We start from the raw sequence: 24,254 nt of genomic DNA on the forward strand, positions 1-24,254 counted from the left end.
TACGGTAACCTAAATTACAATATTCGTCAAGGTTAATGATTTATATTTCTGAAAATTGTTACATCATTACACTAAACTATATTCTAATTGAATTTCATGTAAAATCGGGATATTATCATACCCGATGCGCGGAATTTCTTTCTTTATTTTTCGTGCCTCTTCCACCGCATTTACATATAAATTCGTCATCAAAAAATTACGTTTTTGGTAAAAACGTAACGCATTCATATTATCATTTGTTGTTATAAGCCAAACCTGCCTGCACCGTTCTTCTTCTGCAACTCGTAATACACAATCCACAAGTTTTGTCCCTATTCCTTTTCTTTCTTCAAAGCTATCTAACGATACAATTTCGCACATATTTCCGATCAATTCATACGTTACAATTCCGATTATTCTGTCTTCTGAGAGCGCAACAAATCCTGGCAACTCTTCTAACTGATGTCCCTTACCACGTGAAACCATCAATGAACTCCCCCAGTTCTCACACATGAACATTCGGATTGTTTCTTTCATCGCTGGTGTAATTTTTTGTATATGCACCATTTCCTATTTCTCCCCTTTTCTATCCTTGTGATACAATATAAGTGTATCACATGTAACGGTATTTGGAGGATGAGGTAAAGTATGAAACGTTTTTTTGCAGCATTGTTTACTATACTAGGTGCGATAACTGCCCTTGGGATTTTCTTTACAAATAAGGTGATGTACTTAAAGAAAAAAACAGAGGAAGAAATACTCGAAAGAGAAACGAAAAAACATTTTCGTATAGAGGATTTTGATGCTCTTCATAAAGAAGAAATTCATATTCCTTCGCAATTCGGATATGATCTTCACGGATATTACATTCCTGCTGGCCATTCCAATAAGTTTATGATTTTCTGTCACGGCGTAACTGTAAATAAAATGAACTCTGTAAAATATGCAAGGTTATTTTTAAACAGAGGATATAATGTCGTTATTTATGATCATCGTCGTCATGGTAAAACTGGCGGAAAAACAACAAGCTATGGATACTATGAAAAGCATGATTTAAAATCTGTAGTTGACTGGCTAAAAAGTCGTTTTGGAACAAATATAACACTCGGTATTCATGGTGAATCGATGGGAGCTGCAACACTTCTTCAGTACGCAGGACTTGTAGAAGATGGTGCTGATTTCTATATTGCAGATTGTCCTTTTTCTGATTTCTACGGACAATTACAACATCGTTTAAAGGTTGAATTCCATTTACCGAAATGGCCTTTATTACCTTTAGCAAATGCTTTCTTAAAAGTGCGTGACGGTTATACGATTCGTGAAGTTTCACCAATCGATTGTATAAAAAACATTAACAATCCCGTCCTCTTTATTCATAGTAAAGATGATGATTATATTTTAGCTGATATGACGAAAGCGCTCTATGAAGCGAAGGAAAACAATAAACAACTTTATATTGCAGAACACGGCGCACACGCTTGCTCTTATAACGAAAATAAAGAAGAGTATGAAGCAGCCGTTGATCAATTTTTAAACTCATATGTAAAAGAAACAAAAAACAGGCTTGCATAAGCCTGTTTTTTTATTGCGCTAAAACGTCTGTAACTTGTTCCATATTTTCAGAAATCCACTTTATTGCATCATCTAGCGTTGGAAATTCTGTCGTTTGAAATGTTACCTCATCTTGCAGTAACCAAACATCCTTTGACTCTTGTCCTACACCAGCAATGGACCAGTGTAACAAACTATATGGATGATTATCATTCAAAAATGAAGCCCACGTGCGCTCATTTGCAATATTTCGTAATGTACGTAATTGTTTATCCATCTTTCGTCACCTTACTCTAGTCAGTTATAAAAAACATTATAACACTCTCTTCTCTTCCAAAGAAAGTGCTCTTTTCATATTGTCAAGTACTTCTCTTGATTATATGATGAAATTAAGCGTTTGGGAAGGAGGGATAGCGTTGGCTAAAGTACAAATTAAAGTAAATGATAATGGCTCTTTTCGCGTTACAGGGGACGTGGAATTAGTTGATTCACAAGGGAATGTATTCCCAGCAAAACCGGCATTTTCTTTATGCCGTTGTGGTTTATCAAAAAATATGCCTTATTGCGATGCTTCGCATAAAGGTAAATTCGAATCTGTTGTTAGAGCACCAGAGGCAGAATAATTTCACATGTGACATGCACATTTTTTTGTGCATGTTTTTTCTTTTTAGCAACTCCGTTATATCCCTTCTCCTTACAACATTTCTAATACTTTTGTCTCCATCTCAGCCTACATATATTTTCACACAATTCTTCACATTCGAATACTTTTTACTAGCCTTTTATTTTTTTTGTGCTATAATTTGAGCAAACAGCATCCTTCGGGGTCGGGTGAAATTCCCAACCGGCGGTGATGAAGTGCAAACTTCTAAGTCCGTGACCCGTTTTCAACTCGAAAACGGTGGATCTAGTGAAACTCTAGGGCCGACAGTATAGTCTGGATGGGAGAAGGATATGTTTTCTAGTAATTTTATATAGCGAATACACTTTTATTTCAGTATGCATATTTTTATAGATTCAATTCAAATCTATATATATGTTTTATTTTGTATACTTACCTTTCTATGCTGAAATAAAAAGATACGACTAGCGTTTGAAAAATTTGATATTTGTGCTAGGTTTCTTCCTTATGCCAAAATATCAATCATCGTTAGGTTTCTTTCCTATACTTTCGTATTCGAACTATATTTCTAGAAATCACGTCTCCCAAACCCCAAGGATATTAAAATCCTTGGGGTTTTTTGATTTTTTTAGGAGAGGTGAAGAAAATGACAGATCAAGAATATATGAGGATTGCTCTGCAATTAGCAGAAGGAACATCTGGGCAAACAAGTCCAAATCCTATGGTTGGTGCTGTTGTTGTAAAAGACGGAAACATCGTCGGTATGGGAGCTCATTTACGTGCTGGTGAAGAACACGCAGAAGTTCATGCTCTTCATATGGCTGGTGACAAAGCAAAAGGAGCCACCGTGTATGTAACACTTGAACCGTGTAGCCATTTTGGAAAAACACCACCTTGCTGTGAATTGCTCATCAAAAAAGAAGTCAAACGGGTTGTAATTGCTACTCTTGATTGCAATCCTCTCGTTTCTGGTAATGGAAAAAAAAGATTAGAGGAAGCTGGCATCGAAGTAACTACCGGTGTTCTGGAAGCAGAAGCAGTTTTATTAAATCGCTACTTTTTTCACTACATGAAAACGAAACGTCCATTTGTAACAATAAAAACAGCGATGAGCTTAGACGGAAAAACAGCAACCGTAACCGGTGAAAGTAAGTGGATTACAAGTGAAGATGCACGAGCTGATGTTCATCAATATCGTCATACACACGATGCAATTCTTGTTGGAGTGAATACAGTTATAGCTGATAATCCGCATTTAACAACAAGAATTCCTAACGGGGGGCAAAATCCTATACGCGTTATTTTAGATACCCATTTACGAACGCCACCATCTTCTCATGTCATAACAGATAGTTTAGCACCGACATGGATTATAGTTGGTAAGGATGTAAATCCAGAGAAAATAGCTTCTTATGAATCTGAAAATATAGCTATATTCCAAATGAAAACGAAACAGATTGAAATACAGGATGTTTTACACCTACTCGGCGAAAAACAAATTCTTTCTCTTTTCGTCGAAGGTGGTCAAACCGTTCATGCAAGTTTCTTACAAACAAAGTATTTCAATGAAATTGTAACTTATATAAGTCCAAAATTAATTGGTGGAAAAAATGCCCCTACTTTATTTGGCGGCAATGGTTTTTCAACATTACAAGATGCACTTTCCTTGGAAATTCAAGAGATGAAACAAATTGGCGATGATATAAAAATTGTTGCGCATGCCCGAAGTGAGGTGATGGAATGTTTACAGGAATTGTAGAAGAATTAGGAACGATTGCAAACATGCAACAAAGCGGCGAAGCGATGAAGTTAACGATTCATGCCAATAAAATTTTATCAGATGTTCACTTAGGTGATAGCATCGCGGTTAACGGTATTTGCTTGACTGTAACGAGTTTCACAACAACTTCATTCACAGTAGACGCAATGCCTGAAACGATGCAATCAACATCACTTCGCATGCTTAAACCGCAATGCAAAGTAAATTTAGAACGTGCAATGGCTGCAAACGGACGATTCGGTGGACATTTCGTTTCAGGACATATCGATGGCATCGGAACGATATTAAACAAAAAACAACACTATAATGCCGTCTATTACAAAATAGCTATTTCTGATGAATTGCTACGCTATTGTTTGCATAAAGGGTCCGTTGCTGTTGATGGAACGAGTTTAACAATATTTGATATAGACGAATCTTCCATTACAATTTCACTCATCCCGCACACAGTAAGTGAATCTGTTATCGGAGAAAAGAATGCCGGTGACATCGTAAACATTGAGTGTGACATGATTGGTAAATATATCGAACGCTTTATTTCTAAACCAGTAAAACGAACAGGTTCAATGACCGAAAGCTTTTTACAAGAAAACGGATTTCTATAAGGGGGAAGCATTATGTTTCATCGTATTGAAGAAGCTCTAGAAGATTTAAAACAAGGAAAAGTCGTGATCGTATGTGATGATGAAAACCGTGAAAATGAAGGTGATTTTATCGCTTTAGCAGAGTATATTACGCCAGAAACAATTAACTTTATGATTACACATGGACGTGGTCTCGTTTGTGTACCAATTACAGAAGGGTACGCAGAACGTCTACAATTAGAACCAATGGTAGCTCATAATACAGATTCGCATCATACTGCATTTACAGTGAGCATTGATCATGTTTCTACAACAACTGGGATTAGTGCCCACGAACGTGCAACTACGATACGAGAAATGTTAAATCCTGCATCAAAAGGTGCTGATTTCAATCGTCCCGGACATATCTTTCCATTAATTGCGAAAGAAGGTGGTGTCTTGCGCCGGGCTGGTCATACAGAAGCTGCTGTCGATTTAGCACAGCTCTGCGGAGCAGAACCAGCTGGCGTCATTTGTGAAATTATTAATGAGGACGGTACGATGGCACGGGTACCTGATTTACTACAGTGCGCAAAACAATTTGATATAAAAATGATTACAATAGAAGATTTAATTGCTTATCGCCGCCACCATGAAACATTAGTGAAGCGAGAAGTGGAAATTACATTACCTACAGATTTCGGTACTTTCCATGCAATTGGCTATTCTAATTCCTTAGATTCGAAAGAGCATATTGCACTCGTAAAAGGTGATATTTCAACAGGAGATCCTGTACTTGTACGCGTTCATTCAGAGTGCTTAACAGGAGATGTATTTGGCTCGTGCCGATGTGATTGCGGACCACAACTCCATGCTGCACTTGCTCAAATTGAGCGTGAAGGAAAGGGCGTTCTTCTTTATATGAGACAAGAAGGACGAGGCATTGGGCTTCTGAATAAGCTTCGCGCTTATAAGTTACAAGAAGAAGGATTCGATACTGTAGAAGCAAATGAAAAGCTTGGCTTCCCTGCTGATTTGCGGGATTACGGTATTGGCGCTCAAATATTAAAAGATTTAGGTTTACAACATTTACGATTATTAACGAATAACCCAAGAAAAATTGCTGGCTTACAAGGTTACGATTTAGAAGTAATCGAGCGTGTACCGTTACAAATGCCAGCAAAAGAAGAGAATAAAACGTATTTACAAACGAAAGTAAACAAATTAGGACATTTACTAAACTTATAATTAAAGGAGAGATTTATTATGGTATTCGAAGGTCATTTAGTTGGTACAGGATTAAAAGTTGGGGTTGTTGTTGGACGCTTTAATGAATTTATTACAAGTAAGTTACTTGGCGGCGCTTTAGACGGATTAAAGCGTCACGGTGTAGAAGAAACTGATATCGATGTTGCTTGGGTTCCTGGCGCATTTGAAATTCCTTTAATCGCTAAAAAGATGGCGAATAGCGGGAAATATGATGCTGTTATTACGTTAGGCACTGTCATTCGCGGTGCTACAACACATTACGATTACGTTTGTAATGAAGTAGCAAAAGGTGTTGCATCTTTATCACTACAAACAGACATCCCCGTTATTTTCGGTGTATTAACGACTGAAACGATTGAGCAAGCAATTGAACGCGCGGGCACGAAAGCTGGTAATAAAGGCTATGAATCTGCCGTTGCTGCGATTGAAATGGCTCACTTATCAAAACAATGGGCATAAAAAAAGAGGCTGAGGCCTCTTTTTTTATTTCTTCACTTTTCTCCGTACATCTTTTATTAATTCATCCATTGTCTTTCCTTCTGTTTGTATACGAAGCGTCTGTGCTGTTTTCCATACATTCTCTCTTTTCTTCGCTTCTTCTATAATAGTAATTTCTTTTCGTACTTCCTTTAAATCTTTCCCTTCTGTTTTCAATCCAAAATGTTCAGCTTTCGTTCGAAAATGTTGTTCAATTCGTTGTTGCATCTCTTTTTGTTCAGGATTTTCGGCGGCCTTAACTGGATCAGCACTTATTGCTTTTAGTAAAATGAGACAAGTCATAATCGCTAATATATATTTGTGCATGTAAAATCCTCCAACCCAATATAAATTACATATTTACTATGTACAATTGGGGCTTGGAAAATTCGTCCACCAAAATTCTTTTTTTCGCTCAAAAACCACTAGTATCAAGCATTCACAACTATTTATTACATTTTATTTACAAAAAAAGCAAACTCTTTTACAAGTTTGCTTTTTTCTATCTTAAAGTGCACATTCTTCAATCTCAAATCCTAAATCTTCAATCATACCCCAGTCTGCAGTCGGTTCTTGTCCAGCTGTCGTTAAGTAGTCTCCAACAAAAATAGAGTTTGCTGCAAATAAACCGATTGGCTGTACAGAACGTAAATTGATTTCACGCCCTCCTGAAATACGAATTTCTTTCGTTGGGTTTACAAAGCGCATCATCGCCAGCACTTTTAAACATTCTACTGGTGTTAACTCTTTTTGTCCTTCAAGCGGCGTACCCTTTACAGCAACAAGGAAATTACATGGAATTGAATCTGCATCTATACGTTGTAATTCGAATGCAATTTCAGCTCGCTCTTCTATTGTCTCTCCCATTCCAAAGATCGCCCCAGAACATGGTGAAATACCGGCTTGTTTCGCTTTTTGAACTGTATCAACACGATCGTCATACGTATGAGTAGAGCAAATGCTTTCGTAATTATTCGCATGTGTATTTAAGTTGTGGTTATAACGGTGTACACCCGCTTCCGCTAAACGTCCTGCTTGATCTTCGTTTAAGAAACCTAAACAACAACAAATCTTTAAATCTGTCGTTTCACGAATCTCTTTAACTGCTCCAATTACGTGATTTACCTCTTTATCAGTCGGACGACGACCAGATGCTACAATACAATATGTACCCGCTTTACGACGAATTGCTTCATGTGCCCCTTCTACAATCTTTTCCTGCGTTAGCCAAGCATATTTATCAATCGGCGCCTCTGAAATAATAGACTGTGAACAATATCCGCAATCTTCAGGGCATAATCCAGACTTCGTATTAATAATCATATTTAATTTTACTTTCTTACCAAAGTGATGGTGGCGAATGATATACGCAGCATTCATAATTTCTAAAATCTCTGTATCGTCAGCCTCTAATATCGCTATTGCATCTTCTTTCGTAATCACTTTCTCTTCTACTACGTCGTATGCAAGTTTTTTCCAATCCCTTTTTGTTTGTACTTGTTTCATTTCATCTCTTCCCCTCTTTTGTTATATGCACAAATAAAGCATGATACGTTGCCATTATCCCTTCATTTCCCGTGAAGTCTCTTTCGTATATGCGAAGCATCGCACGAAAGAGTGAGGGACTTTGACAATATGATTCTTCATTACTATTGGTCGCTCCTACTTTACGAATAGAATGTAGAAACTCCCTAACTTCTGTAAATCTCTCTATGTAACACGTTTCAGAAACATGTACATCCCCTGTTTCTATCTCACATATATGGCGCAACTGATTTTTCGAATAAAAACGTTGCCCAATCGATGTTTCATTTTGTATATTTTTTTCTTCTTTCGCCCGCTGGAACGAAGCATGCAATTCTTGAAATGTTTCCTGTCCAAATGTTGAAAAGAGTAATATCCCCTCTATAGATAAATGACGAAATAAATTTCTTATCACTTGTTTTAAATCATTTAGCCATTGAAATGTGGCATTTGAAATAATGACATCATACGTTTCTTCTAGTCGTAATCTTTCGATATCCTCACAATAAAATGTTACATTGTTTACATTTTGTCTAGTTCTCGCAACTGCAATCATACTTTCGGCAAAATCAATAGCTGTAATTTGTGCTTTCGGAAATAAGTTTGATAATTGCTCTGTAACATATCCTGTCCCGCATCCAAGTTCTAAAATACGTATCGATGAATTTGCACTATATCGCCGATTCAATGCAGAAAGTAATGAATGCGCCATCTTTTTTTGTACATTTGCATATTGATCGTAGGATACAGCTGCCACGTTAAATCGTTTTTGTAGTAACGTTTTGTTGATCATGTCGTATCCCCTCTACAAATTGAATGATTTCATTTGCGCAATATTCGAAATTCGTTACGCATAATGCATGTCCAGCCTCACTTACTACCTTGAGTGTGGCAGTTTCATTCTCAGCCATACTACATGCTGCAGACAATGGGCATATTACATCCCGCTCTCCGTGAATAAGTAGTATAGGGACGTTAATTTCTTTCAATGCTGCTCTCATATCTGTTTCTATTAAATAATCCAAACCGAATTGTAAAGACTGCATAGAATCACCTTTAAAATGTTTTACGATGTCTTCAAACCTTTTATTCTCTTTCAACTCATCTTTCGTAAACATATTTTCATAGAACCGCTTGAGCGTATCTTCTTTCCTTCTCTCCAAATTTCTTTTCAGCCGTTCTACATGCAAAGTATTCCATCCACTACTATAGTCACTTGTATTTGTAAATTTAGCAGTACCACCAATTAGCACGATACCCTTTGCCTTAATTTTTTTATAAGCTTGAATTGCCGCTAATGCTCCTAGTGACCATCCAACTAAAATTACATTTTCATCCTGTGCTACATCTATAATCCTGTTCGCAAACTCACTTTGTTCTTTCACGTTACGCCAATCAATGCATTGAACAGGATATCCTTTAAAATGGGGAAGTACTAAATCCCAAATATTTTCTTCCATTCCCCATCCAGGAATAAAAATAATCTTCAGCTCTTTCATACGAAAAGCTCCTCTTCTTTCGCAATGTGAGTAATTCGGTCAATAGCCCATTTTAAATCAGCTATTGTATGTTGCGATGTAACTGCAAAGCGAATTCGAGAACTATTAATCGGTACAGTTGGCGGACGAATTGCAATTGCAGCAATCCCTACCTGTTGCAATCTTTTACTAAACCGTAAAGCTGTTTCATTTGAACCGACTACAATCGGTACAATATGAGTTGAGCTATTTCCAATATCAAAACCAGCTTCTCGTAAATGGTTTCTGAAATATGCTCCATTCTCTATAAGTCTCTCTCTTCTTTCATTATCTTCTTTCACAATTTCAATTGCTTTTTGCACTGCTCCTAACGTTCCAGGCGGTAATGCAGTAGTAAAAATAAAACTTCTCATCATATTGTGTAAATACTCTATATAAATTGCATCGCCTGTCAAATACGCACCATAACACCCTAAAGCCTTACTAAACGTCCCCATATGTATATCTATTTTTCGAGCAAGATTTTCTTCTATATGAGATAATCCAGCTCCGCCAATTCCATATATTCCACTCGCATGTGCTTCATCCACTAAAATAATTGCCCCGTATTTCTCTTTCAGCTCTACTAACTCCCTTAGATACGCAGTATCACCATCCATACTAAAAACAGTATCTGTTACGATTAATTTCCGCTTTTCAGGTGACGCTGTTTTCAATAACTTCTCTAAATGATCCAAATCATTATGACCATACCTTTTATGCTCTGCCCCACTTAATATAATTCCATCAACAATGCTTGCGTGATTTAATTTGTCACTAAACACAATATCGTGACGACTCACTAATGAAGAGATCACTCCAATATTTGCGGTATATCCACTATTCACAACTAAGGCTTTTTCAGTGCCTTTCCAATCGCATATACTTCTCTCAACCTCTTCATACAGTGAATAGTTTCCTACCACGAGCCTTGATGCTGTCGCCCCAGTTCCATATTTTCTTGTACATGCGATAGCAGCTTCTTTTAACCTTTCATCTCCAGCTAACCCTAAATAATTATTTGACGCTAAATTTAGCATCCTTTTCTCATCTCGAATAAGCCATGTCTCTTCTGCTTGTTCTGTTACATGCAAATTACGATACTGCTCTCGCTCATGTAATTGTTGCAATTTAGATTGAAGATGTGTGCGCCACGTTTGATTCATTTCGGATAAGCTCCTCTAATTTTGAAATCATTATATATTCTTTAGCAGATTCCAAGACTTCTTCTCTTGTAAACTCACCTGCAAAGAATGGTAATAAACCTAAAACCGGTACCCCACTTAGCTCTTCAATCATTTCTTTATTTTCTTGCACTCTTTCCATTTCGCATTCTTTGCAGCCAGATAAAATGACACCTGCTACTGTTAAACCATATGCCTTTGCGTAAGCGATCGTTAAAACTGTATGATTTACTGTTCCTAATGTAGGGCGTGCTACTACAATAAGTGGAAGTTGTAATTCTTTTGCGAAATCAATTACTAAAGCGTCCTCTGTATATGGAACAGCTAATCCACCTGCTCCTTCTACAAGTAGACTATTAAAATCTTTCAATCGTTCATTATAGTGATGAATAATGTCTTTTAACGCTACTGTCCTTCCGGCTCTTTTCATGGCAAGTCTCGGGGCAAGCGGCTCTTCAATAGAGTAAGGGCAAATTTCATCTTCTTTTGTCGGTACACCTGATAATGCCTTTAGCCTTGCTGCATCTCCTTCTGGATTTGATGCAACATGTCCACTTTGCAACGGTTTATATACCCCGATGTTATATCCCAGTTCTCTAAATACACCTGCTAATGCACCGGCGACTACAGTTTTCCCCACTTCAGTATCCGTTGCTGTTATAAAAAAGCCACTCATTATTCTCCCTCCGTAACATCCGAGATTGCTTTATACAAAATACGTAACATATCATCAATCTCATCAATTGTAGAAGCAAGAGGGGGCATAAATACAATCGTATTACCGAGCGGGCGCAAAATCATACCTAGTTCTCTTGAGCGTTTACATACTTGAACACCGACTCTCTCTGTCCATTCAAACACTTCTTTCGTTTCCTTATTCTTCACAAGTTCAATTCCAACCATTAACCCGCATTGACGAATGTCCCCTACATGTTTATATGCAAAGAGGTCTTCTAATTGCGTCGCCACATATTCTGTTTTACGTGCCACCTCTTCTATTAAATTTGTTTTCTCGTATAGTTCTAGATTTGCAATTGCTACCGCACACCCTAACGGATTCCCTGTATAACTATGTCCGTGGAAAAATGTTTTTTGTTCTTCATAGCCTCCTAAAAAGGCATTATAAATTTCATCTGTCGTTACAGTAATTGCAACTGGTAAATATCCGCCTGTTAAACCTTTTCCGGCTGTCAAAATATCCGGTGTTACATTTTCATGTTCACATGCAAACATTTTTCCAGTACGCCCAAATCCAGTCGCTACCTCGTCTGTAATAAATAGAACATTATATTTTGTACATAAATTACGTAGCCCTTTTAAGTATCCTTTTGGCATTGTAATCATACCGCCAGCACCTTGCATTAAAGGTTCTACAATAATCGCCGCAATCTCTTCATGTTTATCTTTCAGCAGCTCTTCCATTTCTTCTAAATGTTTTTTTACAATTTCCTCCTTATTATTTCCATAAGGAGAACGATATGTATATGGATAAGGCATTTTAATTGCTTCAAATAAAAGCGAACTATACACTTGGTGAAACAAGTCTATTGCTCCCACTGAAACAGCTCCAATTGTGTCACCATGATACGCTTCTTTTAATGTAACAAATCTTTGTTTCTTCGGTTTTCCTTTATGCTGCCAATATTGAAAGGCCATCTTAATTGCAATTTCAACAGCGCTAGAACCGGAGTCTGAATAAAACACTTTCTTCAAACCTTCTGGTACAACTTCAATTATTTTTTCGGCTAATAAAATAGATGGAACGTTAGCAAGCCCTAACATAGTAGAATGGGAAATTTTATTTAATTGCTCACGAATTGCCTCATCTAGTTCTGGCACTTGATGTCCATGAACATTTAACCAAATAGACGAAACACCGTCCCAATATTCATTTCCATTTACATCATATAGCTTTCTTCCCTCTCCCCGTTCAATAATGACAGGATCTTCTTCTAAATAATCCTTCATTTGTGTAAATGGATGCCATACATAGGCTTTATTTTTCTCCGATAACTCTTCATATGTATATGATGGTTTGTCAGTCGTACTCTTACTAAAAGTCACAATTGTCACCCCTAATGTTAACTAGTTTATAAATATAGTTAACATTAAATCTAAATGACTGTCAATTATTTTTAAATCAAGTAGTTCTTAAAAAAGAACAACTTATCATAAGATAAGTTGTTCTACTTTCCATGTTGTATCTTTCCGATTTCTAAAATAATCTCTTCGTCTTTTTTTCCTTCTGTTTCAATTCCAAGTTGTTTTGCATGTTCAATCAATAGATCATGTCGCTTCTCAAATCTTGCGGTATTTACTTCTTTCGCAACCTCTTCTTTTGTTTTTCCTTCCGTAGAAACCCCTAGTTTATCAGCTGCTTTTTCCATCGACTTCTTCTCTTCAGCTTCTTTCGCTTTCTTCACTTCTAACTGCTGTATTTGCTTTTGCTTCGCCTGCTCTGATTCAGCTGCAAAAGCTGTGTAAATGCCAGCACTTCCGCCAATGACTAGTAAAGTGGTAAAAAGAATTATTTTTTTCTTCACTCTTTCCTCCCCTTTCAAATTCATTATAACGCACATTTTCATAGGATTAAAATCGTTCTCCTTTATTTCCCTAAAAAATTATTGAATATTTTTATTGACATGTGAGACGAATATATGATAAAAATTTAACTAACATCATATGAATCGGCATTGATAGGATTTAGTAGTATTTCGATTTCTGCTTTCAGAGAGCTGGTGGTCGGTGCGAACCAGTACAGAGCGAATTATGAATTACCCCCTGGAGCTTCTTTTGCGAAACGTAAGGAGTAGTGAAAGACGGTTATAGACCGTTATATCTAAAGAGTGGTGAAACGACACTGTTTCACAATTTAGGGTGGTACCGCGAACTTTTCGTCCCTGCATATATTGCAGGGGCGTTTTTATTTTATTAGCGCATATCATACGACCCTTTATTTTGTGATACATTCATTTCACAAGCTAGGGTGGTACCGCGATTTCTTCGTCCCTGCATAATTATATGCAGGGACGTTTTTTTATCCATTCATTTCCGTATCATATTAAAGAAACAACAATTACCGGTAATTTGTCACAAAATTCTAAAATTTAGAAGGAAATAAACAATATTGGCGAATTTTATATAAAAAAGATCTATTTTAGATTACTTAGGAGGGGAAAACAATGGTTTCAAAAATTGAATCTGTTCTTTTAACAGTATTTATCTTTTTCTGCATTGGCTTTAGTGTTATTCAATTAGAAGTTTCACCACACATCCCAATTTTATTTGGTATCGTTCTTTTATTAGCATTTGGATTTATGAAAAAAATTGATTGGTCTACGATGGAAAAAGGAATGATAAGTAGTATTTCAGCTGGTATTCCATCTATTTTTATATTCTTACTTGTAGGCGTATTAATTAGTGTTTGGATCGCTGCTGGAACAATTCCAACTTTAATGGTATACGGCTTCCAGCTTGTATCCCCAAAAATTTTCATTCCAACTGTTTTTGTTGTTTGTGCAATTGTTGGAACAAGTATCGGTAGTGCCTTTACAACTGCCGCAACTGTAGGACTTGCCTTTATGGGCATGGGTAGTGCTCTCGGATACGATCCTGCTCTAATCGCTGGTGCAATTATTTCTGGTGCATTCTTTGGAGATAAAATGTCTCCTTTATCTGATACAACAAATTTAGCGCCAGCTGTAACGGGTGTAGATTTATTTGAGCATATTCGTAACATGCTTTGGACAACAGTTCCAGCTTTCATTATTGCTTTTATCGCATTTTTCATTTTAGGAAGCGGTACTAGTGGAGACGTTGACTTCACAAACTTCATTAGCACATTAGAGAAAAATGCAACGATTTCTATCTTTACACTTATTCCAATTTTATTACTGTTCCTATTCGCATTTAAAAAAGTTCCAGCAGTTCCAACATTACTTGCTGGAATTATAGTAGGGATCATTATCCTATTTATATTTAAACCTAGTACTTCTTTAACTGATTTAATGAAAATTATGCAAGACGGTTACGTTTCTAAAACGGGTATGAAAGATATTGATAGCTTATTATCTCGAGGTGGCCTGCAAAGTATGATGATGTCAATCGCTCTTATTTTCCTAGCTCTTTGTATGGGAGGATTATTACAAGGAATGGGTATTATTACGCAGCTAATGAATATCATCTCTAGCTTCGTAAAAACTAGCACACGCTTAATTATTTCTACTGCTTCAACTGCAATCGGTGTGAACTTCTTACTTGGTGAGCAGTACTTATCTATCGTTTTAACAGGACAAGCATTCGCTAATAAATATGATGAAGTCGGTTTAGAACGTCGTAATTTATCACGTGTATTAGAAGATGCAGGTACAGTTATTAACCCGCTCGTACCATGGGGAGTAAGTGGCGTATTCTTATCGAACGTCCTTGGCGTTCCAACTTTTGATTACGTTCCATTCGCAATCTTCTGCTTAGCTTGTCCAGTTGTAACAATTATCGTCGGCTTTACTGGATTTGGCCTTTCATGGAAGAAGGAAAAAGCTGTAACACTTTCATAATATATCAAAAAGGATTACCTGAATCGGTAATCCTTTTTATATTTCTCCACTATCTATTTGCTTTCTTTCTTCTAAATAACAGAAGGAATCCTGCTCCAACAAACGCCAAACCTGCTCCAATTGTAGAAACAACACTTGTACCTGTTTTCGGTAAATCACGTTCTTCTTTCTTTTCACTTACAGTTGTTGTTTCTTTTACGTTTTGATTATCCGTTGTAGTTTGTCCAGATCCTGTATTATTACCTTCATCTGTTGGTGGTGTCGTTGGATTTTCTCCATTATTTCCTTCACCTGTTGGTGGTGTCGTTGGATTTTCTCCATTATTTCCTTCACCTGTTGGTGGTGTCGTTGGATTTTCTCCATTATTTCCTTCACTTGTTGGTGGTGTCGTTGGATTTTCTCCATTATTTCCTTCACCTGTTGGCGGTGTTGTTGGATTCTCTCCACCAGTTTCCTTATCATCATCGTTCTTCTTCGTTATATCAATTGCATATTTAGCGAATTCATTTTCAGATGGTCCAACATATGATATGTTCCCATCTTTCTTTATATACTTTTGTGCATTTGGTGAAGAATCGAATGTTGTATTTAATTTATCGGCAACAATCGGTTTAAATGCCCAATTTTTATCTGCTGCCGGATCAATAACTGGCGTTTCTTGCATATACTTCACAATGATTTGACGCGTTTCATCTTGTGATTGGTATACAACTTCCCCTTTACTTACGCCTGGGAACGTTTGGCTACTTCCACGATAGTTATTTGTAGCGACGATAAACTCTTGATTGTCAGCTACTGGCTTACCTTCATATGTCATATTTATAATACGATTCGTATTAGCATTTATAACTTTTCCATCTTTATCGTATTTCGCTGGTTGTGTTACATCAATTTCGTATTTTAAGCCATCTAAAATATCAAAGTTATATGTAGGGTATCCGATATTTACTAATGGCTGTTCTTCTGTTTTCTTTGGATCAATTTGATTAAACTGACCTGCAGACATTTCAAGCCATTCTTTTACTTGTGCCCCATTTACTTTTACAGCATATAACGTATTTGGATATACATATAAATCTGCAACGTTTTTAATCGCTAACGTTCCAGCTGGAATATCCGTATAATATGTAGCACCGTTTCGGCCACCTGCTTTAAATGGTGCACCTGCAGATAAAACTGGAATTCCTTTATATTTACTATACTGTCCATTTTCAGCAAATAACTTTTCTACATACCATTTCTGTGCATTTGTCACAAGTTGTACAGAAGGATCATCTTGTACTAATGAGAAATAACTATTAATTGGCGCTGTCGTTTTTCCTACAGCTGTATTCACATAATCAATTGTCGCTTGGTGATCATCTTTAATTTCATTAACTAAATTTTGATCAGATTGTACGAGTGGGTTTCCTTTACTATCAGCAATCGGACGAAGTTGCGGCTTCGATTGCTCTTTTTGTACTTCCCATTTTCCATTTACTTTTTTCAATTGCATATCTATAATACCTAAGTTACTTCCAAAGACACCAGGCATTACAACTGGAACACCATTAAATACGTCCTTCACTTCAGTATGTGAATGTCCCATTAATACCGCATCTACACCAGGAACTTCTGTTAAATAATACGATGCGTTTTCCATGCCAACGTTGTAACCACTCTTATCAACACCTGAATGCGCTAGTGCAACGATAACATCGGCACCTTCTGCTTTCATTTTTGGCACCATTTTTTTCGCTGTTTCAACTATATCTTTTGCTTTCACTTTTCCTTCTAGATTTGCTTTATCCCAGTTCATAACTTGAGGTGGAACAAATCCCATTACGCCAATTTTCACTTTTTGTTTTTGACCTGATTCATCTTCTACTTCTTTTTCAAAAACATGATATGGTTTAAAGTAATTTTGATCATTCTCTTCATTATTATCTTTATCATCTTTATAGACGTTCGAGTTAATAACCGGGAATTCTGTTTTACTAATTACTTTGTTTAAATAATCTAAACCGTAGTTAAATTCATGATTCCCAAGAGAGATGACGTCATACTTCATTAAATTCATTAAACGATATAATGGGTGCGTGTAACTAGGATCCACAGGCTTCTTCGGATCATTTATTTTATTCGCTACATAATCTCCAAGCGGTGTCCCTTGTAATGCATCCCCATCATCAAACAGGACAGAGTTCTTCGCTTCTTCACGCGCTTTATTCACAAGTGTTGCAGTTTGCACGAGACCTACTTTATTATCGGTTTTCGTTTGATAATAATCGTAATTCATTAAGTTAACGTGAATATCTGATGTTTCTAGAATTCGTAAGTTAACCGTACTCTCCCCAGTTTGCTCATCCGCATGAGCTGTTGCTGGCAATACTTGCGGCGCTATAACACCAATAGCAAGAGTTGCTCCAGCTAGCATTTTTTTTGACTTTTTCACAAAAAATCCCCCTTATACAATTACCAAAAATAATGAAATGAATCCGTCTCTAATCACATACCTTTTTTCTTCTATTGGAGATAAGATTTTCATTTCATCCTGCGTTAATGAGTAGTCCTCTTAAACGCTCGATTGGTGAGATTTTACTCATCGGGAAATAAAGCCCTACTAATTAAAATTTCACCTTATCTGACATTATCATATATAATGTACTTTCATATCGTCAATATTTTTTGACATACTTCTACAAATTTTCTGTAAAGTTATTGTAAACTTTTCATAAACATATAATATGCCCTTACATTGTTAATACTGCTGAATATGATACAATTACCAATTACAAGGAGGATGAATTATGAAAAAAGTCATCTTAACAATTGTTTGTCTCCTCCTTCTAATCATTTCTTATTCTTATTTTGAAAAGAACGATGAGACAAAACAAAATGAACCCGAAGAAAAAACAGAAAAAACATCTACTCCAAGTTGGATTGATAAGCAAACAAACGATTCCTTTTATCATCTCGTACTAGGTGATTCGCTTGCCAAAGGATATGGATCGACACAAGGGGGATTTGCTGAATTAGCCTCTACACAAATAGAAGCACAAATTCATAAACCAATTACTGTAGAAAACCTTGGGATAAACGGTCTTACAACAGATCGTCTCGCTAAAAAGGTTCAATCAGAAGATGTAAAGCAAAAAATTAGAGCAGCCAATATTATTACAATTAACATTGGGGGAAATAATTTATTTCGCTTAAATCGTGATGTCGGTGTTATAGACGGTATTAAAATGTTAAATAAAGAAAAAGCTCATTTTGAAGCGGATGTAAAAAATATTGTAAAGACAGTCCGAGATCAAAATCCGGATGCTTTACTCATTCTTTCTGAACTCTATAACCCGTTACAACTCGATGACTCCATCGCAAGTTATGCAGATATGTTTTTAGACGGATGGAATGAATCCGTTTATTCCATTGCAAAAGCAAATCAACCATCTATCGTTTTACCAATTCGCAAATTAATATCGAATGATAAGAAAGATTTACTCTTTGACCAAGTACACCCAAATGATAAAGGCTATTCGATTATTGCCGATTCCTTTACAAAAAAAGTGTTGGCCTACAAATATTAAAATTCGCATGAAACAATTCTATTTTTATAACATGTCTTTTTTGTTACAATGAGAGTGGAAGGGGGCCTTTATATGGAATCACGCGAGTGGGAACGTATTGTTGATCATCTTCTTTCGCTAGTGCCTCTTTTTTATCGCAAATTTATGCTTCCTGGAGAATTTTCTTCTCAAAGACATATGCCGCCATCACATACACAAGTATTACTGCTTCTGCATGAAAATGGCACATTAGCAGTTTCCGAAATCGGCAAGCGGCTAGCGATTTCACGGCCTAACATGACACCTCTATTAAACAAACTGATCCAAGAAGAACTAATAGAGCGTCATTATAGCGAAAAAGATCGACGGGTCATTTTAATTTCCCTGACAGCTGAAGGGAAATTGTTAGTAAATCAGTATCAACAATTCATTTTAGACAAATTAAAAGAAAATTTCCAAACGTTATCTGAGGAAGAACGTGAAAAACTCATTCACTCTCTTCAAACCATTCAAAATTTAATTTTGAAAACAAACGTATAAAGCTGCTTCTAAATAGAAGCAGCTTTATGATTCGTAATAATTGCCATAGTATACATTTGAATATGGCCATGTCGTTAAATATGGTTTTTGATCTTGCGTAGGTTGTTGCGATGGTATTTGCGGTAGTTGTTGTTGTCGATATAATTCATATTGCCTACTCGTATCATAAACCGGATAATAATTTACATATGGATATACTTGCGGTACGTAATAATAATACATTCATTCTCTCCTCCTTTTTCTTAAACATATTCAAAGGAGAAAATGAGTGTGACACTCTTTATATTTGCATGAGTGGTTCTCTCACTCTTTTCTTTCTGTTCTTCAAACGTAACTTACGGTTCTTTTCATATAAATAATGCACAACGAAATATGAAACTACACCAAACACAACCCCTAAAATCGTCATTCCAATTAATACATACACTTCACTCTGTAATAAGCTCTTTAATATCGTAAAAATGTGACTTGAAAACAAGTCCGATATTGTAAAGGGTTCATGATGTATTTTTTGCACATGAAATGGATAAATCATTTTCCCTAGCGCATACGCAAGCGGAAATAAAACTACTGGGAGAAACGATATTTTTCCAATAATATTGCCAATCACCGCGGCAGGAAAAGATCCCTTTGCTAACCTGACGATTGGATAAAATATTAAATAGACGAGCGATGCCGTATATATAACCAACATCTCTAAACCAAAACCAATCGCAAAACCTAACGATACTTTCTTCGCTCCTTCTGGTGATCGAAGCAACTTATAATATTGAAACTTTAATATTCTCCACATCCGCTGAAAAAACGAATATGTTTTCTTAGTTGTTTTCACTCTCATCATCTCTTTAACTATATTTTTATACCTAGTATGCCCTTACACACCCCGAAAAACAAATTTCATTTCCTCTTTTATTATAGATGATATCGAAATAGTTAACTAAATATACATATGACATTTCAATAAAAAAAATACACCTCCAATTGTTATTTGTGTCTCACAACTGGAGGTGTACATCATTTAGGAAAGCTCTTCTACATTTTTAAATAAACTTACTAATAATGCTTTTTGCGCATGCAATCGATTACCGGCTTGCTCAAATACGATAGATTTTGGCCCATCTATAATTTCGCCTGTTACTTCTTCTTCACGATGGGCAGGTAAACAGTGTAAGAAGCGATATGTTTGCTTCGCATGCTTAACAAGTTCATTATTGATTTGGTATGGTTGAAACAACGTATATTTCTCTTCTTCGCCCTCTTGCCCCATGCTCATCCAAACGTCAGTATAAATGAAATCTGCTTCATTCACCGCTAATTCAGGGTTATGCAAAATTTCAATTTCAGCTCCTGTTTCCTTGGCAATCGCTAACGCTTTTTTTACAATCTCTTCATTCGGTTCATACCCTATAGGCGTTGCAACAGTCATATGCATTCCGACTTTTGCACTCGCTAACAACAATGAATGACATACATTATTTCCATCACCTACGTAAGCCAATTTTATTCCTTTAAATGTATTTGTTTCTTCGTATATTGTCATTAAGTCTGCCAATGCTTGACAAGGATGATGGTCATCCGTTAATCCATTAATAACAGGTATGCTCGATTCTTTTGCAAGCTCTTCTACATCCGCATGTGAGAATGTACGTATCATAATCCCGTCAATATACTGCGATAATACTTTCGCAGTATCTGAAACAGTTTCTCCTCTTCCCATTTGCATCTCTTTTCCACTTAAAAACATACCATGTCCCCCGAGCTGTACCATTCCTGCTTCAAAAGATACACGAGTACGAGTTGAATGTTTATCAAAGATAAGACCTAATATTTTGCCTTGCAGTAAAGGCTCTTGCTTATTCTTTTTTAAATATATTGCGAACTCAATTAAAGAAATAATTTCTTCTTTCGTTAATTCTTCTAGTGTTAAAAGGTCTTTCGTATTTAATTTCGGTACTTGTACAGTTGACATGAAAATTCCCCCTTATATGATTGATACGCTTTTTGTACAAACTACTTTTTTTATCATATATACTGCCTGTTCTAGTTCTTCATTCGTTACAATAAGTGGCGGTAATAGTCTTATAACATTAGGTCCTGCTTGTAATACGAGAAGTCCTTCTTCTTCTAGTTGTTCTATAAAACTTGCAACTTCATGCGTACATTCAATTCCAACCATAAGCCCCTTACCACGTATATTTTGAATACATTCGACATGTTGTAATTCCTCTTGCAACTTCTGTAATACGTACTCGCCCTTTTCCTTTACTTCTTTTAAAAACGATGGTTTCTTAGTTATTTGCAATACTTCTTTCGCCGCAGCCATTGCAATATAATTTCCACCAAACGTTGAACCATGTGACCCTGCAGGAAACGATATTCCAAGTTCTTTCCGGCCAATCATTGCTCCAACTGGAATGCCATTTCCAAGCGCCTTAGCAGTAGTAACGATATGAGGTGTTATTCCCATTTGTTCGTAAGCAAATAATGTCCCTGTTCTTCCGATTCCTGTTTGGACTTCGTCTATAATAAATAAGGCCCCGAACTTCTTACATAATGCTTCAATCGCTTTCAAAAAAGATAGATCAGCAGGTATGACTCCTCCCTCTCCTTGAACAACTTCTATCATTACTGCCGCAACTTCTTCATTCATTACTTCCTCTAATGCCTTTATATCGTTAAAAGGCGTATGTAAAAAAGAGGGAAGGAGCGGACCAAATCCTTCTTTCACTTTATTTTGTCCCGTCGCACTCATCGTTCCGAATGTTCTACCGTGAAAAGATTGCTCGCATGTTACGACGAGAGATTTTTCAGTATGCTTACGGGCTAGCTTCAAAGCAGCTTCATTCGCCTCTGCCCCGCTATTACAGAAGAACACATAATCTAATGCTATGTTTTCTGTTAATAATGACGCGACTTCTTCTTGTAAGCTGTTTGTAAACAGGTTAGATATATGCCATATTTCATGCAGTTGCTCTTGTACAGCTTTCATAACAGTAGGATGACAATGTCCTAAATTACATACACCAATTCCTGATGTAAAATCTAAATATTGCTTACTGTTATTATCAATGACTTTCGTTCCTTTTCCCTTTACAAACTCAATCTTTCTTCTCCCATACGTTTGAAAAAGATGACTTGTCATGCAATACTCACGCCCCTCGTTACCGTCGTTCCGATACACTCACCTGTAATCTCGGTAAAATCCTTCATCCCATTTACGATACTAACCTTTTGCACTCCCATTTTTAATGATGCTAGTGCTGCCTGTACTTTCGGAATCATTCCACCGGTAATAACACCGTTTTCTATAAAATTAACAATCTCAAATTCGTCGGTTTTCTTTACTAACTTTCCTTCATGCAATACCCCATCTACATCCGTAATAAAAATGAGTTCTTTTGCAGATAATGCGGCCGCAATTCCAGCTGCGGCGGTATCTGCATTTATGTTATAAATCTCATTATCATTTATGCCGACTGGAGCAATAACAGGAATATAATTCATATTTATTAATCCTTTTAGTAAGGCCGTTTCGACATACCTTACTTCTCCCACATATCCTATCTCCTCACTGACAGGTTGAACTTGAAGTAGATTGCCATCACATCCCGAACAACCTACCGCAAGTAAATTATGCTTTTGTAAATTCATTACGAGTTTTTTATTCGTACTTCCACATAACACCATTTGAACAACATCCATAACTTCTTTTGGTGTTACCCGTAATCCATCTCTTTTTTCTACGTTGATGTTACAATCTTTTAATTTAGCATCAATTTCTGGGCCACCACCATGAACAATCACTACTTTATACTTCTGTTGTAATTTCTTTATACAATCAAAAAACACATCATTTAATTGATCCAACATACTACCGCCGCATTTCACTACAATATAATCGCTCATCTTCCCTCTCCTTATGTACGATAACAAGCGTTTATTTTCACATATTCATAACTTAAGTCACAGCCCCAAGCTGATCCGGTCTCTTCTCCTAAATGTAAATACACATCAATCATAATTTCATGTTCTTGTAATCTCATTTTCATTTCCTCTTCAGAAAACATTTGAGGTTCACTATTTTTCAGCACAACGATAGATTGAAGAGTAATATCAATTGTATTTGGATTAATCGTGACTTCACTTTGTCCAATGCTACTAATAATTCGCCCCCAGTTTGGATCTTCACCATGTATTGCTGTTTTCACAAGACTCGAACCGACTATTTGCTTTGCAATTTTCTTTGCCTCTTCATTCGTTTGAGCTCCTAGCACATTTACTTCTATTAACTTCGTAGCACCTTCACCATCTTGTGCAATTTTTTTCGCTAAATCTTCACATACCTTCTGTAAAGCAAATATGAAAGTTTCCCAATCTGCATGTTCCATATCGATTGGTTTCGTTTCTGATAATCCACTTGCCATAACGATGACCATATCATTCGTAGAAGTATCTCCATCTACCGTAATTTGATTAAATGTATGATTCGTTATTTGTGATAATGCGGTTTGTAATACGTCATGCTCTATATGAGCGTCTGTCGTAATAAAACTTAACATCGTTGCCATATTTGGATGAATCATCCCTGAACCTTTCGCAACACCAGCAATCAGCACTTTCTTCCCATCAATCACCATTTCATAGCAAGTTTCTTTCGTTATAAGATCCGTCGTTAAAATCGCTTCAGAAAAAGAATGAGCTTCCCTTTCTTCCTTCGCCGGGATAAGAGTAGCAATCCCATTTCGGATTATATCCATCGGCAGCGGAACACCAATTACACCTGTTGAAGCTACTGCAACGTAATTGTCTTTCATTCCAAAATGTTTCGCCCCTAATGCACGCATCTCATAAGCATCTTGTAATCCTTTCATTCCCGTACAAGCATTTGCATTTCCACTATTGACGATAATAGCTTGTAATTTCCCCTCAGTCGTTATACTATCCTTCGTTACTTGCAAGGGAGCTGCTTGTATTTGATTTGTTGTATAAACAGCAGCACATGATGCTGGTGTATCACAAACGATTGCCCCTAAATCCTTTTTCTCCTTTTTCAAACCAATTGCATTGCCAATGGCCGAGAAACCTTTTGGAGTTACAATCGAACCATTCTCTACTTTTGTAATAGACGCTACTTTAATCATCAT

General features: G+C 36.6%; 26 protein-coding genes, 1 riboswitch and 1 other annotated feature. Of the genes, 9 read left to right on the forward strand and 17 right to left on the reverse strand.

Translation table 11 applies throughout. The features are described 5' to 3' along the window. Nucleotides 1–66: 66 nt before the first annotated feature. A complete protein-coding gene (locus ACTFNE_RS02025; RefSeq protein WP_046197871.1) occupies nt 67–546 on the reverse strand; it encodes a GNAT family N-acetyltransferase in 480 nt (159 codons plus the stop codon). An 81-nt stretch (nt 547–627) separates the two neighbouring features. Here ACTFNE_RS02025 and ACTFNE_RS02030 point away from each other — a divergent pair, with 81 nt between their 5' ends. Continuing rightward, entirely contained in the window at nt 628–1,551 is a 924-nt protein-coding gene (locus tag ACTFNE_RS02030; protein WP_046197870.1) for an alpha/beta hydrolase, read from the forward strand. Nucleotides 1,552–1,561: 10 nt separating this feature from the next. On the opposite strand, the gene ACTFNE_RS02035 is transcribed toward ACTFNE_RS02030, so the two are convergent. After that, nucleotides 1,562–1,807 carry a YqkC family protein gene (locus ACTFNE_RS02035; protein ID WP_000360809.1) on the reverse strand — a complete coding sequence of 82 codons (246 nt, stop codon included), beginning with the start codon at nt 1,805–1,807 and terminating at the stop codon, nt 1,562–1,564. A gap of 139 nt (nt 1,808–1,946) precedes the next feature. Here ACTFNE_RS02035 and ACTFNE_RS02040 point away from each other — a divergent pair, with 139 nt between their 5' ends. The 5 genes from ACTFNE_RS02040 (at nt 1,947) to ribH (ending at nt 6,223) form a co-directional block, all read left to right on the forward strand. After that, nucleotides 1,947–2,153 (forward strand): CDGSH iron-sulfur domain-containing protein, encoded by a 207-nt coding sequence (locus ACTFNE_RS02040; RefSeq protein ID WP_001151582.1) that lies wholly within the window; start codon nt 1,947–1,949, stop codon nt 2,151–2,153. 190 nt (nt 2,154–2,343) lie between these two features. Continuing rightward, nucleotides 2,344–2,487: riboswitch (FMN riboswitch) on the forward strand. Nucleotides 2,488–2,798: 311 nt separating this feature from the next. Then, complete coding sequence (ribD, locus tag ACTFNE_RS02045) at nt 2,799–3,911, forward strand: bifunctional diaminohydroxyphosphoribosylaminopyrimidine deaminase/5-amino-6-(5-phosphoribosylamino)uracil reductase RibD (RefSeq protein ID WP_046197869.1); 1,113 nt, start codon at nt 2,799–2,801, stop codon at nt 3,909–3,911. Then, nucleotides 3,893–4,537, forward strand: a complete 645-nt coding sequence (gene ribE / locus ACTFNE_RS02050) for a riboflavin synthase subunit alpha (protein ID WP_000493918.1) — start codon at nt 3,893–3,895, stop codon at nt 4,535–4,537. Before ribD ends, ribE begins: the two co-directional genes overlap by 19 nt. Before the next feature lie 12 nt (nt 4,538–4,549). Further along, nucleotides 4,550–5,743, forward strand: coding sequence for a bifunctional 3,4-dihydroxy-2-butanone 4-phosphate synthase/GTP cyclohydrolase II (gene ribBA / locus ACTFNE_RS02055; protein ID WP_000468996.1), 1,194 nt, complete (start codon nt 4,550–4,552; stop codon nt 5,741–5,743). An 18-nt stretch (nt 5,744–5,761) separates the two neighbouring features. Beyond that, nucleotides 5,762–6,223 (forward strand): 6,7-dimethyl-8-ribityllumazine synthase, encoded by a 462-nt coding sequence (gene ribH, locus ACTFNE_RS02060; protein WP_000230900.1) that lies wholly within the window; start codon nt 5,762–5,764, stop codon nt 6,221–6,223. A 24-nt stretch (nt 6,224–6,247) separates the two neighbouring features. Here the strand turns inward: ribH and ACTFNE_RS02065 are convergent, their stop codons facing one another. The 8 genes from ACTFNE_RS02065 to ACTFNE_RS02100 form a co-directional block, all read right to left on the reverse strand. After that, the gene (locus ACTFNE_RS02065; protein ID WP_000549777.1) at nt 6,248–6,568 is read right to left on the reverse strand and encodes a hypothetical protein; all 321 of its coding nucleotides are present in this window, start codon (nt 6,566–6,568) and stop codon (nt 6,248–6,250) included. Between the two features lie 180 nt (nt 6,569–6,748). Next, nucleotides 6,749–7,747 carry a biotin synthase gene (gene bioB, locus ACTFNE_RS02070; protein ID WP_000815866.1) on the reverse strand — a complete coding sequence of 333 codons (999 nt, stop codon included), beginning with the start codon at nt 7,745–7,747 and terminating at the stop codon, nt 6,749–6,751. 1 nt (nt 7,748) lies between these two features. Beyond that, nucleotides 7,749–8,558, reverse strand: a complete 810-nt coding sequence (bioC, locus tag ACTFNE_RS02075) for a malonyl-ACP O-methyltransferase BioC (protein WP_046197867.1) — start codon at nt 8,556–8,558, stop codon at nt 7,749–7,751. Then, nucleotides 8,524–9,264, reverse strand: a complete 741-nt coding sequence (locus ACTFNE_RS02080; RefSeq protein WP_046197866.1) for an alpha/beta fold hydrolase — start codon at nt 9,262–9,264, stop codon at nt 8,524–8,526. Before ACTFNE_RS02080 ends, bioC begins: the two co-directional genes overlap by 35 nt. Next, on the reverse strand, nt 9,261–10,448 hold the full coding sequence (gene bioF, locus ACTFNE_RS02085) for an 8-amino-7-oxononanoate synthase (protein WP_270705467.1): 1,188 nt from the start codon (nt 10,446–10,448) through the stop codon (nt 9,261–9,263). The genes ACTFNE_RS02080 and bioF overlap by 4 nt, the downstream gene beginning before the upstream one ends. Further along, nucleotides 10,414–11,142, reverse strand: coding sequence for an ATP-dependent dethiobiotin synthetase BioD (bioD, locus tag ACTFNE_RS02090; RefSeq protein WP_270705468.1), 729 nt, complete (start codon nt 11,140–11,142; stop codon nt 10,414–10,416). The genes bioF and bioD overlap by 35 nt, the downstream gene beginning before the upstream one ends. Beyond that, a complete protein-coding gene (bioA, locus tag ACTFNE_RS02095; protein ID WP_270705469.1) occupies nt 11,142–12,530 on the reverse strand; it encodes an adenosylmethionine--8-amino-7-oxononanoate transaminase in 1,389 nt (462 codons plus the stop codon). Before bioA ends, bioD begins: the two co-directional genes overlap by 1 nt. Nucleotides 12,531–12,652: 122 nt before the next feature. Continuing rightward, nucleotides 12,653–13,009: a hypothetical protein gene (locus tag ACTFNE_RS02100; RefSeq protein WP_000726889.1), complete on the reverse strand. Its 357-nt coding sequence runs from the start codon at nt 13,007–13,009 to the stop codon at nt 12,653–12,655. Between the two features lie 141 nt (nt 13,010–13,150). After that, nucleotides 13,151–13,371, forward strand: a binding site (T-box leader). A gap of 277 nt (nt 13,372–13,648) precedes the next feature. On the opposite strand from ACTFNE_RS02100, the gene nhaC reads away from it, so the two are divergent. Then, entirely contained in the window at nt 13,649–15,022 is a 1,374-nt protein-coding gene (gene nhaC, locus ACTFNE_RS02105; RefSeq protein ID WP_046197863.1) for a Na+/H+ antiporter NhaC, read from the forward strand. Nucleotides 15,023–15,071: 49 nt separating this feature from the next. Here nhaC and cpdB read toward each other — a convergent pair whose 3' ends face one another. After that, nucleotides 15,072–17,456 (reverse strand): bifunctional 2',3'-cyclic-nucleotide 2'-phosphodiesterase/3'-nucleotidase, encoded by a 2,385-nt coding sequence (gene cpdB, locus ACTFNE_RS02110; protein ID WP_439997954.1) that lies wholly within the window; start codon nt 17,454–17,456, stop codon nt 15,072–15,074. A gap of 355 nt (nt 17,457–17,811) precedes the next feature. Between cpdB and ACTFNE_RS02115 the strand changes: the two genes are divergently transcribed. Together ACTFNE_RS02115 and ACTFNE_RS02120 are read left to right on the forward strand one after the other, a co-directional pair. Then, on the forward strand, nt 17,812–18,591 hold the full coding sequence (locus ACTFNE_RS02115; protein ID WP_046197861.1) for a GDSL-type esterase/lipase family protein: 780 nt from the start codon (nt 17,812–17,814) through the stop codon (nt 18,589–18,591). A 72-nt stretch (nt 18,592–18,663) separates the two neighbouring features. Continuing rightward, nucleotides 18,664–19,110, forward strand: a complete 447-nt coding sequence (locus ACTFNE_RS02120) for a MarR family winged helix-turn-helix transcriptional regulator (RefSeq protein ID WP_000445819.1) — start codon at nt 18,664–18,666, stop codon at nt 19,108–19,110. A gap of 24 nt (nt 19,111–19,134) precedes the next feature. Here the strand turns inward: ACTFNE_RS02120 and ACTFNE_RS02125 are convergent, their stop codons facing one another. From ACTFNE_RS02125 to argJ, 6 genes are all read right to left on the reverse strand, one after another. Continuing rightward, a complete protein-coding gene (locus ACTFNE_RS02125; protein WP_000291952.1) occupies nt 19,135–19,332 on the reverse strand; it encodes a hypothetical protein in 198 nt (65 codons plus the stop codon). Nucleotides 19,333–19,390: 58 nt separating this feature from the next. Beyond that, a complete protein-coding gene (locus ACTFNE_RS02130) occupies nt 19,391–19,951 on the reverse strand; it encodes a DUF2062 domain-containing protein (protein ID WP_002028428.1) in 561 nt (186 codons plus the stop codon). A gap of 177 nt (nt 19,952–20,128) precedes the next feature. Continuing rightward, nucleotides 20,129–21,079: an ornithine carbamoyltransferase gene (gene argF, locus ACTFNE_RS02135; protein ID WP_000108858.1), complete on the reverse strand. Its 951-nt coding sequence runs from the start codon at nt 21,077–21,079 to the stop codon at nt 20,129–20,131. 12 nt (nt 21,080–21,091) lie between these two features. After that, the gene (locus ACTFNE_RS02140; protein ID WP_439997955.1) at nt 21,092–22,252 is read right to left on the reverse strand and encodes an acetylornithine transaminase; all 1,161 of its coding nucleotides are present in this window, start codon (nt 22,250–22,252) and stop codon (nt 21,092–21,094) included. Beyond that, entirely contained in the window at nt 22,249–23,016 is a 768-nt protein-coding gene (gene argB, locus ACTFNE_RS02145; protein WP_270706409.1) for an acetylglutamate kinase, read from the reverse strand. The genes ACTFNE_RS02140 and argB overlap by 4 nt, the downstream gene beginning before the upstream one ends. 11 nt (nt 23,017–23,027) lie before the next feature. Continuing rightward, nucleotides 23,028–24,251, reverse strand: a complete 1,224-nt coding sequence (gene argJ / locus ACTFNE_RS02150; RefSeq protein ID WP_270706416.1) for a bifunctional glutamate N-acetyltransferase/amino-acid acetyltransferase ArgJ — start codon at nt 24,249–24,251, stop codon at nt 23,028–23,030. Nucleotides 24,252–24,254: the final 3 nt, after the last annotated feature.

It is taken from the genome of Bacillus cereus group sp. MYBKT111-2 (assembly GCF_051915205.1).
Classification (GTDB): domain Bacteria; phylum Bacillota; class Bacilli; order Bacillales; family Bacillaceae_G; genus Bacillus_A; species Bacillus_A paranthracis.